This window comes from Sphaerisporangium sp. NPDC051011, assembly GCF_040653595.1.
GTDB lineage: Bacteria > Actinomycetota > Actinomycetes > Streptosporangiales > Streptosporangiaceae > Sphaerisporangium.
The window spans coordinates 285,784-301,504 of the sequence record NZ_JBFAGG010000001.1 but is presented as its reverse complement, the minus strand read 5'-3'; the positions used below and the strand labels follow the sequence as shown (position 1 = coordinate 301,504).

Annotated in this window: 11 protein-coding genes and 1 pseudogene; 6 read left to right on the top strand and 6 right to left on the bottom strand. The window is 65.3% G+C overall.

Going from position 1 to position 15,721, the window contains the following annotated elements; genetic code table 11:
- Positions 1-1,705 precede the first annotated feature (1,705 nt).
- Together AB0H21_RS01330 and AB0H21_RS01325 are read left to right on the top strand one after the other, a co-directional pair.
- On the top strand, positions 1,706-3,058 hold the full coding sequence (locus AB0H21_RS01330) for a hypothetical protein (RefSeq protein WP_358509804.1): 1,353 nt from the start codon (positions 1,706-1,708) through the stop codon (positions 3,056-3,058).
- 466 nt (positions 3,059-3,524) lie between these two features.
- Positions 3,525-3,998 (top strand): hypothetical protein, encoded by a 474-nt coding sequence (locus tag AB0H21_RS01325; RefSeq protein ID WP_358509802.1) that lies wholly within the window; start codon positions 3,525-3,527, stop codon positions 3,996-3,998.
- A 4-nt stretch (positions 3,999-4,002) separates the two neighbouring features.
- Here AB0H21_RS01325 and AB0H21_RS01320 read toward each other — a convergent pair whose 3' ends face one another.
- Positions 4,003-6,012: a hypothetical protein gene (locus tag AB0H21_RS01320; protein ID WP_358509800.1), complete on the bottom strand. Its 2,010-nt coding sequence runs from the start codon at positions 6,010-6,012 to the stop codon at positions 4,003-4,005.
- A 289-nt stretch (positions 6,013-6,301) separates the two neighbouring features.
- On the opposite strand from AB0H21_RS01320, the gene AB0H21_RS01315 reads away from it, so the two are divergent.
- From AB0H21_RS01315 to AB0H21_RS01305, 3 genes are all read left to right on the top strand, one after another.
- Complete coding sequence (locus AB0H21_RS01315) at positions 6,302-6,529, top strand: hypothetical protein (protein WP_358509798.1); 228 nt, start codon at positions 6,302-6,304, stop codon at positions 6,527-6,529.
- Positions 6,530-6,602: 73 nt separating this feature from the next.
- The gene (locus tag AB0H21_RS01310; protein ID WP_358509797.1) at positions 6,603-7,808 is read left to right on the top strand and encodes a S8 family serine peptidase; all 1,206 of its coding nucleotides are present in this window, start codon (positions 6,603-6,605) and stop codon (positions 7,806-7,808) included.
- A gap of 199 nt (positions 7,809-8,007) precedes the next feature.
- Entirely contained in the window at positions 8,008-9,216 is a 1,209-nt protein-coding gene (locus AB0H21_RS01305; protein ID WP_358509796.1) for a S8 family serine peptidase, read from the top strand.
- A 236-nt stretch (positions 9,217-9,452) separates the two neighbouring features.
- Here AB0H21_RS01305 and AB0H21_RS01300 read toward each other — a convergent pair whose 3' ends face one another.
- Entirely contained in the window at positions 9,453-10,715 is a 1,263-nt protein-coding gene (locus AB0H21_RS01300) for an RNA-guided endonuclease TnpB family protein (RefSeq protein WP_358509793.1), read from the bottom strand.
- Positions 10,716-10,731: 16 nt separating this feature from the next.
- Here AB0H21_RS01300 and tnpA point away from each other — a divergent pair.
- Positions 10,732-11,177: pseudogene (gene tnpA, locus AB0H21_RS01295) on the top strand (IS200/IS605 family transposase).
- Positions 11,178-11,202: 25 nt separating this feature from the next.
- On the opposite strand, the gene AB0H21_RS01290 reads toward tnpA, so the two are convergent.
- The 4 genes from AB0H21_RS01290 to AB0H21_RS01275 form a co-directional block, all read right to left on the bottom strand.
- The gene (locus tag AB0H21_RS01290; RefSeq protein WP_358509790.1) at positions 11,203-11,574 is read right to left on the bottom strand and encodes a hypothetical protein; all 372 of its coding nucleotides are present in this window, start codon (positions 11,572-11,574) and stop codon (positions 11,203-11,205) included.
- Between the two features lie 244 nt (positions 11,575-11,818).
- Complete coding sequence (locus tag AB0H21_RS01285) at positions 11,819-13,939, bottom strand: hypothetical protein (protein ID WP_358509788.1); 2,121 nt, start codon at positions 13,937-13,939, stop codon at positions 11,819-11,821.
- A gap of 3 nt (positions 13,940-13,942) precedes the next feature.
- Positions 13,943-14,668: a hypothetical protein gene (locus AB0H21_RS01280; protein WP_358509785.1), complete on the bottom strand. Its 726-nt coding sequence runs from the start codon at positions 14,666-14,668 to the stop codon at positions 13,943-13,945.
- A 100-nt stretch (positions 14,669-14,768) separates the two neighbouring features.
- Positions 14,769-15,608, bottom strand: coding sequence for a vWA domain-containing protein (locus tag AB0H21_RS01275; protein ID WP_358509782.1), 840 nt, complete (start codon positions 15,606-15,608; stop codon positions 14,769-14,771).
- Positions 15,609-15,721 lie beyond the last annotated feature (113 nt).

Here is a 15,721-nt window from a genome sequence, read left to right as displayed (position 1 = left end):
TGGCCACGGGTCATATGGTGACTGGTCGGCGAATAGATGTAAATAGGCCAATTACGGCGAGTGGCCGACTGGCCGCAGTCGGCCACTCCTTGCCGATGAGAGGCGCCCGCGAGAAGCGATCTTTGCCGAGATCTTTTTAGGTATGCCCGATGAAATGAGTGATCCGCAGTTTGCCGCTTCAAAAGATCGGCCGTTTCCAGTCCTCCGGACCGTCTGAATTGCGGTTATGAGCATCGCCGCAGAGCCGACCGACGGCCACTCACGCCCGTTCGGCATCGGTCAGATCCGACGGATACGACGGCTTCCGGTCGTGACTGCGGCACCCCGGCGAGGCACAACCGTCGGCGTCCAAAGCCGCGGGCGTGTAAACAGACACCACGGGCTCCTGGCGGCCGAGTCGCGTAGACAACACCTCGGCTACCAGGAGCCCGCTCCCCGTCCGTGGGTGATCACTCAAAGACGACCTCAACCAAAGCATCCCCGGCCCCGGCTCCAGCGACCAAACCCTTTGTCAGCAGGCTCTAAGAGGTTCCCTGTCGTGGCGGAAGGCGGTTAGCCACCTCCAGCTCGACATGCCTGCCGCCACGGCGCGGGAGGCCTTGTCGGGTGTCGCGCGTGTGCGGGGCCGACGCATTCTTCCAGGACTTCCCGAACCCCTACCAGGGACCATCCCCGCGGGTGCGGGGCCGACGGGGTGTCAGTTGGACAACGGTGTCGAGGTGGGGGAACATCCCCGCGCGGGGATGTTCCCGTTCGGTACCCTCGTCCGCGACCATCATTATGGTCGCCCCCGCGCACGCGGGGATGTTCCCCGTCAGGAACGCGCACTCTAAGGGCCGCTGACCGGTCGCCCCCGCGCCCGCGGGAATGTTCCGTGCGTTTCGGCCTATCCCACTCCCTTTGCAGGGTCGGCCCCGGGCCCGCGGGGATGTTCCGCCTGGGAACGGGCCCCGGATCCGGAAGCGTGGGTCGCTCCCGCGCCCGCGGGGATGGTCCGTGCGCGTCGTGTCAACGGCGTCCTCGCGCGACACCGCCGACTCGAACGATTCCGCACTGATTCGTCTCGCCTACGCCTGCGCGCTCGCCAAGAAAGGGGGTGGAAGAAGCCTTGCCGCCTGGCCACGGCCGCCGTGCGGGAGACACCGTCCGGCTCCAGCGTCACGGTAGTCGTCCGCGCCCACGAGTTCGACGCGTTGCTGTCACCGTCCGGCGCGGTGACCGCCGACTGGCGCGAAACCCTGACGCCTTCCGCGCCCCCGACCCGGCAGCCTTGTCCAGCCTCACCTCGGCAGCTCCTTCGCCGAGCCGGTAAGACGCTCCGAGTCGTGGCAGTAGGCGGTTGGCCTCCAGTTCGACGTACCTGCCGCCACGGCGCGGGAGGCCTTGTCGGGTGTCGCGCGCAGCTCCGTTTCCGGTTCGGCAAGCACCTGGCGTGTGGCCGTTAGGCGCGACCCCTGCGCCCGTTCGACTCCTGCCCTGGGTTCCCTCTCTGCGGATCCGGCAGTTGGCTTTTGGTGGTGGTTGGTCCGTCTTGTGAGGTCTGGCGGTTGCCGTTTCGGTTCTCAGGGCCGGGTCGCCGGGTGGTCGCCGGTGTGTCTTGTCTGTGTCGTCGTGGGAAAACCGCTGAACCCGGTGGCCGAGGACTTTACTGTGAGCGGGGAGTTGCTGTACGTAGTCGTCCGATCGCGAAGGGTAGGTGTAGTCGATGTCCGGCCGGCAGACCTTGCTGAAGGTGTTGCTGATGAAGCGTCACCAGGAGACGCATCGGGCGTTCTGTCTGGAGTATGACAAGGTGGCCCGGAGCATTGACCGGAGCCTGATCGGGTCGTCCCCCAGCCGCGAGGCGTTCGGGCGGTGGTTGAAGGGTCACCTGAAGACCAAGCCGCTGGCGGATCACTGCCGGGTGCTGGAGCGCATGTTTCCGGGACACACCGTTGCGGAACTGCTCGCCCCGTACGACCCTGGGAACAACGGCGCCGGCGTTCCCCCGACGCGCCCCGACTCCCGGGAGGCGGCCACGAACCGGCGAGAAGTATTCCACCTAGGCGCGGCCACCCTAGCCCTCGGCCTCACCGAAAGCATCTGGCGCGGCCCCGACCTCCTGGAACAGGCCCTCGACGCCAACAACATCGGCGAGGCCCGCCTGCTCCACCTGGAAACAGAAGCAGACCGCCTCGGACAACGGGTGGTGAAAGTCCCGCCTGCCACCCTTCTACCCGACGCTTTGCTCCAACTCGGGAGCACGCGTGAGCTGCTGGCCCACCGTCAGCCGATCGAAGTGCAGCGCCGCCTGGCGAGAGTGGGATCGAAACTGTCTCTCGTCATGGGCGAGATCATGTTCTGCAGCAACCACTTTCCACTGGCCAGACGGTGGTACGCGTCGGCCGTACGGGCGGCCGAAGAGGCTGGAGACGGCTATCTCGTTGACATGGCGCTCGCGAGCTCGGCGTACCTGCCCACATACTCGGCCGATCCGCATGGCGTTCTCGCGCTCGTCACGCCCCGCCTTGAGCAGGCCGTCGGCGCCACTCCTGCCATCGCTTGGCTGTGGGGATTCAGTGCCTTGGCGCACGCGGCACTGGGAGATCGCGGAGCGTTCGAGCGTGCGAATAATAAGTCACGCCTGATCCTTGACCGGTGTTCCGACGAGATGCTCCAACCGGGCATCTTCTCCTTCCGTCCGGAGAAGCAGGCGTTCTACGAGGCACGCGGATGGGCGGACCTGGGAAACGTCGAGGGAGCCGGCGAAGCCGCCACCCGCGCTCTGGCCGGATTCGACCCCACCCTTACGACCAATCCGGCGCTTGTGCGGTTCTCGCACGCCACCGCGCTCGCGAAGGCGGGCCACGCCGAGGAGGCGTGCCAGATCGCCACCGTTGCGATAAGAGATCCGCATACGTACCAAAGCATCACCGTCGTGCTCCGCGCCCACGAGTTTGACGCCCTGCTAGGCACCTCGGGTTCAGCGACGGTGGACTGGCGCGAAGCCCTCGCCGGGATCCGCGCTCCCGACCCGTCAACCGTCCCCGGACTCACGGCTCCGGCACCCGGCATATGACCGCTGGCGCCTGAGGAGTGTAGGTGGGTGGCGATTGAAGTGGAGGGGTTGTTTACGGCCACCCGGTCATAGCTGACGCGGCAGCGCGGGAGACGCGGGTCGGCGTAGACCGGAGCTCTGCCTCCAGTTCGGCAAGCACATGATGAACAGCCGTTTTGATACGACTACGACGGCCATTCAACTCGTCACCGAACGCGCGCGCCGTCGGTCCCACCCACACGGCATGGCCTCCGAACTGCGCGCATGCCGGATCCAACGCCGACTCCAACGCCTGTACGTGCGCTCGAACAGCCGCTAGCGCGGTCTCCAACTCCCGAAACCTCGGGTTGGGCACCAGATCGTCGTCGATGGGCAACGCGACACTCCCGTTGCGATGAAGGCCTCACTGCTGATGTAAATACTAGGTGGCGCAGTGTCTCTCGCTGAGATTATGTGTGACGGAAACCGGCACCGACCAGACACGGAGGTGACGACGTTGCTCGGTATGTCTAGCCGCGCAAAGCTCTGCGGCAGGGCCCTGGCGCTCGCATTGCTCCCATCCCTTGCGTTCTTCGCTGCCTGCACATCGGACAAAGGCCTCACGGTCGCCCAAGCCGGGCAAAATCTGCAGAGCCATGTTCTTCAGCTACTCAAGGAGCGGAACGCGGGAAATGTGACTGTTACGGACCCGGGAGGGAAGAACGTCTCGTGCGCTGGCGGGAAGGTTAAGCGGACTTTTGCGGCAACTGGAACGGATTTGCCGCAGAGGAAGCCTGATGCACTCGTTGACTCATTGCTTGGAGCGCTGAAGCGTGTCGCCACATACGAGATAATTTCGACAGGCGAACCAGGGCAGCCTATCCGTGTGGAGAATAAGTCGGCGGGCACGATTCTGGTTCTGAGTTCGCCAACAAGCGGTGTGTACGACGTGCATGGCGAGACCGTGTGTCTCGACATCTAGTGAGCTATTTTTCGAACACGCGTGCTCGGGTATTCGCATAATCTTTACGCCCATCGAAGCGGTCTGCAAGGAACCGGCTGGTATCTCCCAGAGAGGACTTCTGTCCATTCAATCCATTCTCTATAAACCAGCGGTCGAGGGCGTTGAGGCCGTCGTTTCCGAATTTCAGGATATCGGCGAAAGAGCGCAGCTTGCCGTTTCCGTCGGTGATGGAGATGCCTGGTGGGCACATGGCCTGATATTCTTGGGGTGAGATTTTGGCTTTGAAGCCTGCGGCGAGCAATGATTGAGTGATGGCGTGTTGTCGGCCAAGCGTTTCCAGTTCGTCGGCTGTGCGAATCTTCTCGACCTCCGTCAAATCGTCTGGCTTGAACCCATCGATGGCTGACCAGGCGGTACTCACGGCCGTCCAGGTGACCGGTATGCCGTCAAGGGGAGGGAAGATTCCTGCCAGACCCATCCCGGTGCCGATCACGAAGCTCCTTATCTTGTCGAATTCTTCGGCGGCATCGTCAACAGCCTTCCCGAGCTTTTCGCGGGCTGCGAGTTGGAGACCGCGAACGTTACCGAATGCCGCGAAGGTGTCATCCAACCGGGTGGAGTCCTTGTTCTTCATCATGTCGGACACTCCTTCACCGACCAGCCGGGTGGCAAGCAGGTCCATGCCTGCTTGGAAGGGCATCTGGTTGTCCAGGCTGTTGGCGAAGGTCTTGATGAACTTGTACGTGTCTTCGGGACTTAGGTGGAACCTCGGATTCAGTCCGGGGATCTGGGACCTGACGTCTCCGAAAGCGCTGGGTAGTACGTGGTTCGCGTCGCCGAGGTTGGCGCCCTCGGTAATTTCGGTTGCGTACGACCCGGCGATTTCGGAGAGGTGGATTCTGGTGGGGTCGGCAAGCTTGAAGTCGTCTGCTGTGGTGATGACGGTGAAGGCGAAGCGGGCTGCGGCGTCGCTGTGGTGGCCGTCCTTTTCGTCGTAGGCGCCGGAGGCGGCTGCCAGCATGCGTCCGAATGCGTCGGCCGATGCATCATCCACTCTGGCCCGATCGTTGAGGTTCTTCAGGAATGTCACCAGGTCGGGCCGCTGGTCTGTCACGCCCGAGGGCAGGTGTGGCAACAACCTGGCGAAGGCGTCCTTCGGTAGCGGACTGTCGCGGGTTGCCAGGCTGATCGCCAGGCGGGCCGCTCCTGGGTCGTTGGACAGGGCTTTGAGGTACGGCGTCAGCGTCGAGCCCACGGATTTGTCGCCTGGTAAGAAGATCTGGGTGGTGACCACCTGGGCGAGCCACTCGGTCGGAAAGCGGCCGGCCGACAGCAGGTCGCCGATGGCCTGCTGCTCGTCGCGGTTCGCGGCCTTGTTCCTCATGCCGCTGCTGAACGCGGTGAGACCGGCCACCGCGGCGCCACCAGCGCTGAGGGCCGTTCCCAGCGCCCTGCTGACCGTGTCGATCGCCGACTGTTCGCCCTCCTGGAGGGCGTGCCGCAGTCGCTCGGGAAGCCGCAAGGTCCGGTCCAGGCCTAGGCCGGCGAAGAAGGCGGTAGTGAACTCGGCATCGTTGGCATGGGAGCCCAGGGCGTCGACGATCTTCTGGTACTTCTCATCCAGGCCCGGGTCGAAGAAGACATCCGGGTCGATCTTCTTGTACTGGGCCGCCAGATCAGTCCCGAGCCGCCGTGCCTCTGCCGTCGGGAGCATGTCCTTCTCCTCGTACGGCACTAGCGCACTGGCCGCGCCCGGCGACCAGTCGGGGAGCTTGGCCATGTCGTGGGCCATTTTGCTGCGGCGTCTGAGGTCGGGGAGGCGTTCATCGAGCCAGCGTTCGACCTCGCGTATGGGGTCCAGGGACGTCGCGGGGAGGGTGTTGGAGGCGTAGACGCGGCGGATGGCCTCGGTGTGCTCGCCTATGACGCTGCGAGCCCGCTCCAGTTCGGTGATGAGGCCGTCCATCAGGTTCGGGTCGATGCCCGTGAAGTCGGGTGACAGTGGTCCTGTGCCTGGTGGCACGGTGCTCATGCGATCACGCCCCCTGTGCTCATCTGCTCACGTCCCCTGTTCTCACTCACGTCCCTGCGGCCGGTGTGCGTACCGCCCGCCCGGCGCCGCTCGATCCGTCCCCGTCGGCCCGGCCGCTTCGTCCGGCCCGTCCCCGTGCGGTCCCTTCCGTTGGCCGGGCACATCCTGTCGGGCTCCGCTCGCCGGATGTGCGGCGTTCCTGTGGTGCCGGATGTACCAACGTAACGCAGGAAGGCCGGCGAAAAGGTCGATCATCGTAAGTCGGCGGGAGATGGGGGATCTGTAACGGATGGACGGGGTTGCGAGGACGGGGATTTTTGTTCTGGCCATTTTGTCGGGCGGGCATATTTTATCGGACTATGCACATGGTCCTATGGTCGATCGCGATTTAGGTATTCCCGGAATCCGCCGCAGTGTCGGCACCTTTCAGTTTCAAAGCATGTTTTCTGTCACTTCAGACTCAGGCGACCGTGTTTTGTCAATTCCAGGTAACAGATTGGCATCTGCTCTGGAATGAGGCGGAAAGGCGCGTCAATCTCCTCTTTGGCGGTCCACAACACGGATGGACCGAAGAGTGGAGGATCCCCCCCGTGCGCAAAACGCTCCTCACAGCCCTGTTCGCCGCCGCTCTGGCCCTGCCGGTGATCCCGGCCACGGCCGCGATGGCGGCGCCGGACCCGGTCGGCGACTACATCGTCGTCCTGAAGGACGGAACCAACGCCACGTCGTTCGTCAACAACTCGCTGGCCGGTTCCCGGGCCATCAGTGTGGACAACGTCTACAGCCACGCGCTGAGCGGCTACTCGGCCAAGATGACCGCTGAGGCGGCCGCGGCCCTGGCCAAGGACCCGCTGGTGCAGTGGGTGCAGCCCAACAAGACGGTCTCGACCACCGCGCAGACGCTGCCCACCGGGGTCAACCGGGTCGACGCCGAGCTCAGCCCGACCGCGAGGATCAACGGCGTGGACGAACGGGTCAACGTCGACGTGGCGGTCATCGACACCGGTATCCAGCTCACGCACCCCGACCTGAACGTCTACACCCCCGGGGCCAAGAACTGTAACGACGGTACGAGCGCCAACGACCTCAACGGCCACGGCACGCACGTGGCGGGCACGATCGGCGCCCTCGACAACACGAGCTACGTCGTCGGCGTCGCCCCCGGCGCGCGGCTGTGGCCGGTGCGCGTGCTCAACGCCAGCGGTAGCGGCACCTGGGCACAGGTCATCTGCGGCATCGACTACGTCACCGCGAACGCCTCGCAGATCGAGGTCGCCAACATGAGCCTCGGCGGGTTCGGCACCGACGACGGCAACTGCGGCAACAACAACAACGACGCCATGCACAAGTCCATCTGCGCCGCGGTCAGGGCTGGCGTGACGTTCGTGGTGGCGGCGGGCAACAACGGCGCCAACGCGGCCAACTTCGTGCCGGCGGCCTACGACGAGGTCATCACGGTCAGCGCTCTGGCCGACTACAACGGGGTTCCCGGCGGTGGGGCGGCGTCCACCTGCTCCAACTACGGCGCCGACGACACGCGGGCCACCTTCTCCAACTTCGGCGCCGACGTGGACCTCATCGCCCCGGGCGTGTGCATCCTGTCCACGTGGCCGACCAACACCACCAACACCATCTCGGGCACCTCGATGGCCAGCCCGCACGTCGCGGGTGGAGCGGCCCTCTACAAGTCCACGCACCCGACGGCCACTCCCGCCGCGGTGCAGACCGCGCTCCAGGCCGCGGCCGTCCCGATTCTCGGCATCCCGGAGAAGCTGCTGAACGTCGCGACCTTCTGAGGTCGTCCGAGCCCTCCGTCCCTGAACGGAAAGGCTGAAATGAAGTGCTGAAGGACCCACGGGGATCAGCGCCCCGTGGGTCCTTTTCGCGATCAGGGCTGACGGGGTCGGTCGGGGCGCGTCGCGGGTAACCGGTTTGTCCTTCCTGTCGGCTCGAAGTTTCGCGGTCATGTGGACCATTGAGTTGGAGGAACCTCCCGTGCGTAGAACGCTTCTCGCGGCGCTGTTCGCCGCTTCCCTGGCCGTGGCGACGATTCCGGCCGCGGCCGCGGCCGCCGCCCCCGACCCCGTGGGGGACTACATCGTCGTGCTGAAGGACGGGACCGACGCCGCGTCGTTCGCCCGTAATTCGCCGGCGGGTTCCCGGGCCATCAGCGTGGGCAACGTCTACAGCCACGCGCTCAGCGGCTATTCGGCCAAGATGACCGCTGAAGCGGCCGCGGCCCTCGCCAAGGACCCCCTCGTCCAGTGGGTGCAGCCGGACAGAACGATCTCGATCGCCGCGCAGACGCTGCCCACCGGCGTCAACCGGGTCGACACCGACCTCAGCCCCACCGCCAGGATCAACAACGTCGACGGCCCGGGCGAACGGGTCGATGTGGACGTGGCCGTCATCGACACCGGAATCCAGTACACCCACCCCGACCTGAACGTCTACACGGCGGGCGCCAAGAACTGCAACGACGGCACCAGCGCCAACGACCTCAACGGCCACGGGACGCACGTCGCCGGCATCATCGGGGCGACCGACAACACCATCGGCGTCGTCGGCGTCGCGCCCGGAGCCCGGTTGTGGCCGGTACGGGTCCTGAACGCCGCCGGGAGCGGCTCCTGGTCGCAGGTGATCTGCGGGGTCGACTACGTCACGGCCCATGCCTCGGAGATCGAGGTCGCCAACATGAGCATCGGCGGGTCCGGCGGCGACGACGGCAACTGCGGCGTCACCATCGGCGACGCCCTGCACAGGGCGATCTGCGCGGCGGTCCGGGCGGGTGTGACCATCTCGGTGGCGGCCGGGAACAGCGCCTCGAACGCGGCCGGCTTCGTGCCCGCGTCCTACGACGAGGTCATCACCGTCAGCGCGCTGGCCGACTACAACGGGCTTCCGGGCGGCGGGGGGACGGGCTGCTCCAGCGCTCCCGACGACACGCGGAGTCCCACCTCCAACTTCGGTGCCGACGTCGACCTCATCGCTCCGGGCCTCTGCATCTACTCCACCTGGATCAACAGTTCGTACAACACCCTCTCCGGCACCTCGATGGCGAGCGCGCACGTGGCGGGCGGCGCGGCGCTCTGGAAGGCCACGCACCCGGTCGCGACTCCGGCGTCCGTCAGGACGTCGCTCCAGGCCGCGGCCGTCCCGGTTTCAGGCATTCCGGAGAAACTGCTGAACGTCGCCACCTTCTGACACCGACCGACGGACGGGGACGGGCTCATGGACACCGAAGTCGTGTCCATGAGCCAGCGCCATTCACGACGGCCCAGCCGGGTGGTGACCCACCTCGCGGTCCAGGGCTCGGGCTCCGGCGCACCTGTCTCGGTGCGGAGGCTGGTCAGGGGAGGGGATGTACGGGATGTACACGTTGAAGTATTGACGCGCTCCTCGGGCTGAAGGCCCGGGGATTCCGCCTGTGCCGCACATGCTCATGCGGCGGCACTTCGGTGGCTTCCTGCTTCCTCGACCGTGCCCTTCTCACCGCGCCGGGGCGCGGAGGTCCGGGTCTTACCAGTCTCCACAGGCGTTTTGGGTCTCCGCTTCCCGCCCATCTCAGGCACGGGTTTCCGTCCAGCGGCGACCTGCCGCCTCCCAGCGGCCAGGATGTTACGCGCGGCGTTGACATCCCGGTCATGGACCGCCCCGCACAGGCAGGTCCACTCCCGGACTTTCAACGGCATCTTGTCGGCGACAGTCCCGCACCCGGAGCACAGCTTCGAGGAGGGGAACCACCGGTCGATCCGGTGGAAGACCCGCCCGTGCAGCGTGGCCTTGTACTCCAGCATGCCGACGAACGCCGACCAGCCCGCGTCATGCACGGACTTGGCCAGCCGGGTGCGTGCCAGTCCCGCCACGGCCAGGTCTTCCACGATCACCGCTTGGTTCTCACGGATGATCTTCATGGAGAGCTGGTGGTGGAACTCGCGGCGCGCGTCGGCGACCTTCGCGTGCTGCCGGGCGACCGCCAGCCGGGCCTTGGCCCGGTTGTTCGACCCCTCGGCCTTACGGGACAGCGCCCGCTGGAGCCTCTTGAGTTTCTTCTCCGCCCTGCGCAGGAAGCGCGGGGCGTCTATTTTCCGCCCGTCGGACAGGACCGCGAAGGCGGACAGGCCGAGATCGATCCCGGTCTCGGACTCGACCGGCGCGAGGGGCCGCTCATCGACTTCCACGACGAACGAGGCGAAGTACCGTCCGGCCGCGTCCTTGACCACCGTCACGCTGGACGGGTCGGCGGGCAGGGAACGGGACCAGCGGACCTCCACATCCCCGATCTTCGGCAGGCGCAACCTCCCGCCGGGGGTGATCGAGAAGCGGGCGTTCTTGGTGAAGCGGATGGCCTGCCGGTTGTCCTTACGGGACCGGAACTGGGGCGGGCCCACCTTCGGCCCCTTCCGCTTCCCGGTGATCGAGTCGAAGAAGTTCCGGTACGCGGTGTTCAGGTCCGCCAGCGCCTGCTGCAACACCACGGCCGACACCTCACCAAGCCAGGAGCGATCCGGGGTCTTCTTCGCCTCGGTGATGACCCGCTTGGACAGCTCTGCGTCGGAGATGTACGGCAGCCCGGCCGCGTGGGCGTCGGTCCGTGCGCGCAGCCCGTGGTTGAACACCGCCCGCGCGCACCCGAACGCCTTGGCCAGCTCGGCACGCTGACCAGCGGTCGGATAGAGGCGGAAGTTGTACCGGAGCTGCACAGCGTGATCATACGGCATACAGCCAGTAAGGAGACATCAAAAATCGGCAGGCCCCCGCGTTTTCGTCCTGCACGCCCACGTGGTTTTCGCGACCAGGTTCCGGCACCGGGTGTTCACCGGGGCACATCTGGAACGCATGGAGCAGATCATGCGGGACGTGTGCGCCGACTTCGAGTGCGAGCTTGCCGAGTTCAACGGCGAGGCCGATCACGTGCATCTGCTGGTGAACTTCCCGCCCAAGGTCGCCCTGTCCCGGCTCGTCAACAGCCTCAAGGGCGTCTCCCTGCGTCGGATGCGGCAGGAGTTCCATGAACTGGCCCGCCACTACTACCGGGCGAACAAGCTGTGGTCCGGCTCCTACTTCGCCGGGAGCGTGGGCGGCGCGCCGTTCAGCGTCTGCGCCAGTACATCGAGCAGCAGAACCGCCCTGTCCGAGCCCGCCTGGACGCCGGTTCGCCTTGACGGCGAATCGGCTTTTCCTGCCCCGCTACGCGGGAGAGTACGCTTCAACCCCGGCCTGAACCTGAAGGCCGGAGCACTGCGGAGGGTCGAACTCCTCGCGGACGAGGGTGGCGCGGTCGAGCAGGACGAGCTCGGCCCCGCTTCCCCGGACCTCGTCGGCGACCTCGGCGACCCGTTCGCGCAGCTTGGCGGACACGCCCGTGCCGAAGCCGACGTAGAAGGCGCGGCGGAAGTCGGCGGAGGCTCTGGCGCGCCGGTCCTTGTCCGTCACGCCTTCCAGCGCCGCCGCGGCGAACCGGCGTAGCGCGGGCCTGACCTGGTTCTCCATTTGGAGCGTGAGGGACGGGAGCAGGACGTGCAGGCCGTCGAGGACGGCTTCGGGCCCGACGACGGTCATGGTGACGCGCGTGGCGGCTCGGATGCCGCGGCCCTTGACGCCGGTCCAGCGCTGCGCGCCCTTGCAGCCGAGCGCCTCGCATTCGAACCGATCACAGCCGTCTGACCTGCGCGGTTCACTCTATTTTCGTGTCAGACTCTTCCGGTTCGGTCTCCAGGCTACGAGGGAAGCGCAGAAATTGCTGAAGCTCCTTGGCGTGGGCCTTCCGTCGTCGAATGGACAGGTATAGACGGCCTGCAAGAGATCAGCGGCCAATCAGGATGGTGCGGAGGAACCGTCTATAGGTGATCTGGCGGTAGGCGGCAAGCTGGCGGGCGAGCGCCTGCTCTTCCTGGACGGCTGCGTGGTGCTCGGCACGCAGCGTCGCCAGTCGCTGATTGACGTCTTGCAGTGCCTGTGCTGCGGCCCGCATGGCAGCGCCCTGCCGGTCGGTCAACTGCCTCAGCGCATCCATTTGCTGCGAAATGAGGTTAGTTCGTCCCCTCTGTAGGCCCTCTTCGACCTGAGCGCGACCGTCCCTAAGCACATGCTCTTCCGTAACGAAACGCGACTCGATCGCTCTACGTTGTGGAGTCGGCAGCGTGTTAGGCATGTCCGGCTGTCGCATGGCCGTCTGCATGTGCCCTTCCCTCCAGACAGCCAGCGACGCGGCACGGGATTCGCCGACCCCGGGCACGCGTACCGAATGACCGTTGGCGAGGATCACGTGGACCTCGGAGGTCTGATAGCCGGTGGCAACGTACTGGACTTCGCGGAAGTCGGCTGGAGTTGAGATGCCGTAGGCCGCTAAGTTGGCAACCGTCGTCTCGCCGATGCCAGAGATGGAACCAGGCCGTAGTCGGATGCGCCTGAGATAGGCATCGATATGCTGCCATTGGAGCTGATGGAGGGCGCGGCTAAGTTCCTCCGACTTTTTAGCGGTGAGAGCCTGTAGCTGGTAGTCGTGGGTATTGAGTTGCTGTGCGGTCTGCCGGTCGTAATTGGCGAGGTTCTGGCGGTTCCGCTCTTTGAGACCCTGTAGTTCCTTTGCGTGGGTGTCAGCGACAGTGGCAGGGTATGCCTGGATCTTGTCGCGTTCCCTTTCGGTATTGGCCGCTGTTCTATAGGCGTTCATGGCGCGTCGGCGGGCCGCTTCGAGCCGGGAGGCGATGGGCTTTCGTTCCCTTGGCTCTGGATGCGAAGCGTAGATGGCTCTGGTGACGCCTATACCGAGGAGCGGGCCCAGGAGTGCAGCGATTTCTGGAAGGTGCGCCATCCATACGATCAGCGCCAAGATGATAGACAGCCCCGCGAGGGCCAGTCGGGCCATCAGTAGCGCACCCGAGCGCTTCTGAATGGCGACAAGTGACGGAGGCGTGGGCGTGGGCATGTGCCCGCTCATCCAGGCCGGAAGTCCTGGAGAAACTGCGGTGACCGCGACCGATTGGGGATTACTCGCGGCGCCAGCGTTCGACGAGGGTCCTATTACCTGCAGTGGAGTCAAGGGGGGCAGGGAGGTCAGTGGCAGAGAGGCAAGGTCCTTTACCTGGCTGGCCAGGCGCTTGATCTCGATTATCTGGTGGCCCATGAGGGCGGGCATCCCGCTTGTGGAACCCACGTCGCTGAAGTCCTTGTCGGTCAGCAGCAGGTGCTCGCCGCCAGGCTCGTGTAGAACCTGCCATAGCCGGGGATCCAGAGCGACGGCGACCAGGGACAGGTAGATCAGCCAAGCGGAGAATCTGTCCAGCTCAGGCCCGAATTCCGCCCCTGTGCGACCGGGGGATTGATAGTGACGATGGCCATGTTCGGTTGCTGGCAGCCCCGCCAGGGCAGGCACGTACATGCCGTCGTAGTCGACGAGCTTCAACGTGCCGTCGGGTGCCACGAGGAGGTTGCCGTGCTGGAGATCCCCGTGGGCGATTCCCGCACGGTGAAGATCCGAAACCAGGTTGGCGAACCGCTCCGCCAAATCGAGCAGTGCCGCCTGATCGCCAAGATGATCTTCGATCCAGCGGATCAGGCTGACGGCCTCGACCCACTCCATCCGGAGAATGGGGAATCTCTGACCGCCCACGTTTATGCCGTAGGGCTGGTAGTCGAAGCCCATCCTCCATATGTGCGGGAGCCATTGGAGGTGCTCGCTCACCGCCCGGTAGCGTTTCTCCTGATCGGGTACGTCCCTCGTGAAACACTTGATCGCGTAGCGCGTTCCCGACGTTGTTCGTACGGAGAAGACACTGGCGAAGTTACCCGAGATGGGCTTGGGTCTCCCCAGTTTGTCGACCTGTAACGTCGCGGAGCGCAACTCGGGGTCGGTGAAGCACAGGTTAGGGTTCTGCAGCGCCTCGACGTACTGGCTGCCGCTGGGGAACCGCCTGGTCGACATGCCTCACCACACCGCCACGTGAATCAGGGTCGTGTCGTCGTTGCGCATGCGTCCGCTCGCTCGCTGTGTCTCCACGAAGTCAGCAAATGACGGGCGGTCTCTCATGCCGAGATCCCTCAACTCTTCCCAGGGGCGACCGCCCTGCTCGACCTCGCGCAGGAACCACGCGGCCATGGCATCGGTGCACAGGTAGAAGTCGTCCTGCTGCTGCAGGCTCCCCGTGCTCATGACCACGCGTTCGGAGATGAGCAGTGAATTCCGGTTCCGGCTGTTGAGCAGGTGAGGGCTGGTGCCGAAGTCGTCCGATCCCGTCAGCGGAAAGGCCGTAACGAGCGAGCGGTCGCGAACCTGGAAGAGGCAGCAATCTCCGATCACCGCGGCGGACCACCATCCCACATCACGCGGATCCGTCGGCTCACCCTTCCCTAGCGGATGGAAGGCGACGGCAAGCAGCGTGGCGTAGGCTCCACGGTCAAGCTTCGGCTGCTCGTACCACCTGATGGGCCGTCCGGCGGCGTCGCGCTGGGCGATGTAGTCGCCGAGGGTCGCCTCCCATGATGCGGTGGCCATGACCGCTTCGTCCCCAAAGCTCTCTCGCGAGGCGATGGCCCCGGGGGTGACGGCCACGAAGTGATCCACCAGTGTCTGCGCCCACAGGCCGGCGAGGACACTCTCGGACGCACCGTCGGACAGGGCGATCCTCAGGGATGCGATGTCGATCTCTTCCACAGGCGACACGCGGGGGAGAACTGCGTACGCGTCCTCGTATTCCTCCGCCCCGCCGCCTCCCTTGTGTAAGTGATGGCAGGCGACGCTCCCTCGTATCCGTCTACCGCAGGTCGGTCGCACGGGTGCCGATGTCGAGGAACTGCACCACCGAGGTGATGTCGGCGTTGTAGACGAAGCCGCGAGTGCCGTCGCTGACCGTGAAACCTTCCTGCGCCGCGTACGACCGCATATGCAAGGGCAACGGACTGGACATGCCGAACAGCGTGCGCGCGTAACTGTCGGGGAGGCCGGCTTCGGTGTCCGGGAAGGTCACGGGGGAGCCGCCCGCGTCCGATACATGCAGGTTGAAGAGCAGTACGGCTCCGTCGGCACTGGCAAGAGAGCGGATGCCGCCAGCGGGGATGGTCGGGTCGCCGTCGTTAGCCTCTCCATCGGTGAGATTGAGGACGATCGGGGGGAAGCAGGCGGGGTGCTCGCCAAGCCATCGATCGACGAGGCGGTGAGCGTATTCAAGCGCTTGCCGCATCGGTGTGCCGCCGTTGTTCACCGGGTCCATCCAGATCGGGAACCGTACCGTAGTCTCCACCAGGCCACCGGCCCCGTCGGGGATCTTCTTCGTGCGCTCCTCGACACGCGCCGGGTTGTCGGCGATCTGGCTGAGCGGTACGAGATCACGTCCCGCGAGCGCGCCGCCGAAAGCGGACCCCACGCTGTTGTGGCCGTATCCCACCACAGCGACATGGAAGTAGTCCCGAACGCCCTCCTCCTTGGCGCACTTCACTGACAGTTCGGTCAGCAGTCGGTTGATGGCATCGGATACCACCGACGCCTTGCTCGTCGGGACCTCGCCTCCGATGGGGTCGCTCATCGAAGCTGACTGGTCGACGAGGAAGACGAAACAGGTCGGATTCGACCGGCTGATCTCAGCCGTATAGGGCATGAACCCCGTCCTTTCCTGAACGCGTGAATGGCCCGTTGTGCGTTACGGCGCGCAATACAGGAGGGAGGTAACCATAGAATTTGGAACGATTCACGTCTAAGAGATCACGATCC

Excerpts from the sequence above, each read along its gene's own strand:
- AB0H21_RS01330 (WP_358509804.1), top strand. The coding sequence starts at position 1,706 with ATGTCCGGCCGGCAGACCTTGCTGAAGGTGTTGCTGATGAAGCGTCAC.
- AB0H21_RS01320 (WP_358509800.1), bottom strand. The coding sequence starts at position 6,012 with ATGAGCACCGTGCCACCAGGCACAGGACCACTGTCACCCGACTTCACG.
- AB0H21_RS01315 (WP_358509798.1), top strand. The coding sequence starts at position 6,302 with ATGGACGGGGTTGCGAGGACGGGGATTTTTGTTCTGGCCATTTTGTCG.
- AB0H21_RS01290 (WP_358509790.1), bottom strand. The coding sequence starts at position 11,574 with ATGACCGTCGTCGGGCCCGAAGCCGTCCTCGACGGCCTGCACGTCCTG.
- AB0H21_RS01285 (WP_358509788.1), bottom strand. The coding sequence starts at position 13,939 with ATGTCGACCAGGCGGTTCCCCAGCGGCAGCCAGTACGTCGAGGCGCTG.
- AB0H21_RS01275 (WP_358509782.1), bottom strand. The coding sequence starts at position 15,608 with ATGCCCTATACGGCTGAGATCAGCCGGTCGAATCCGACCTGTTTCGTC.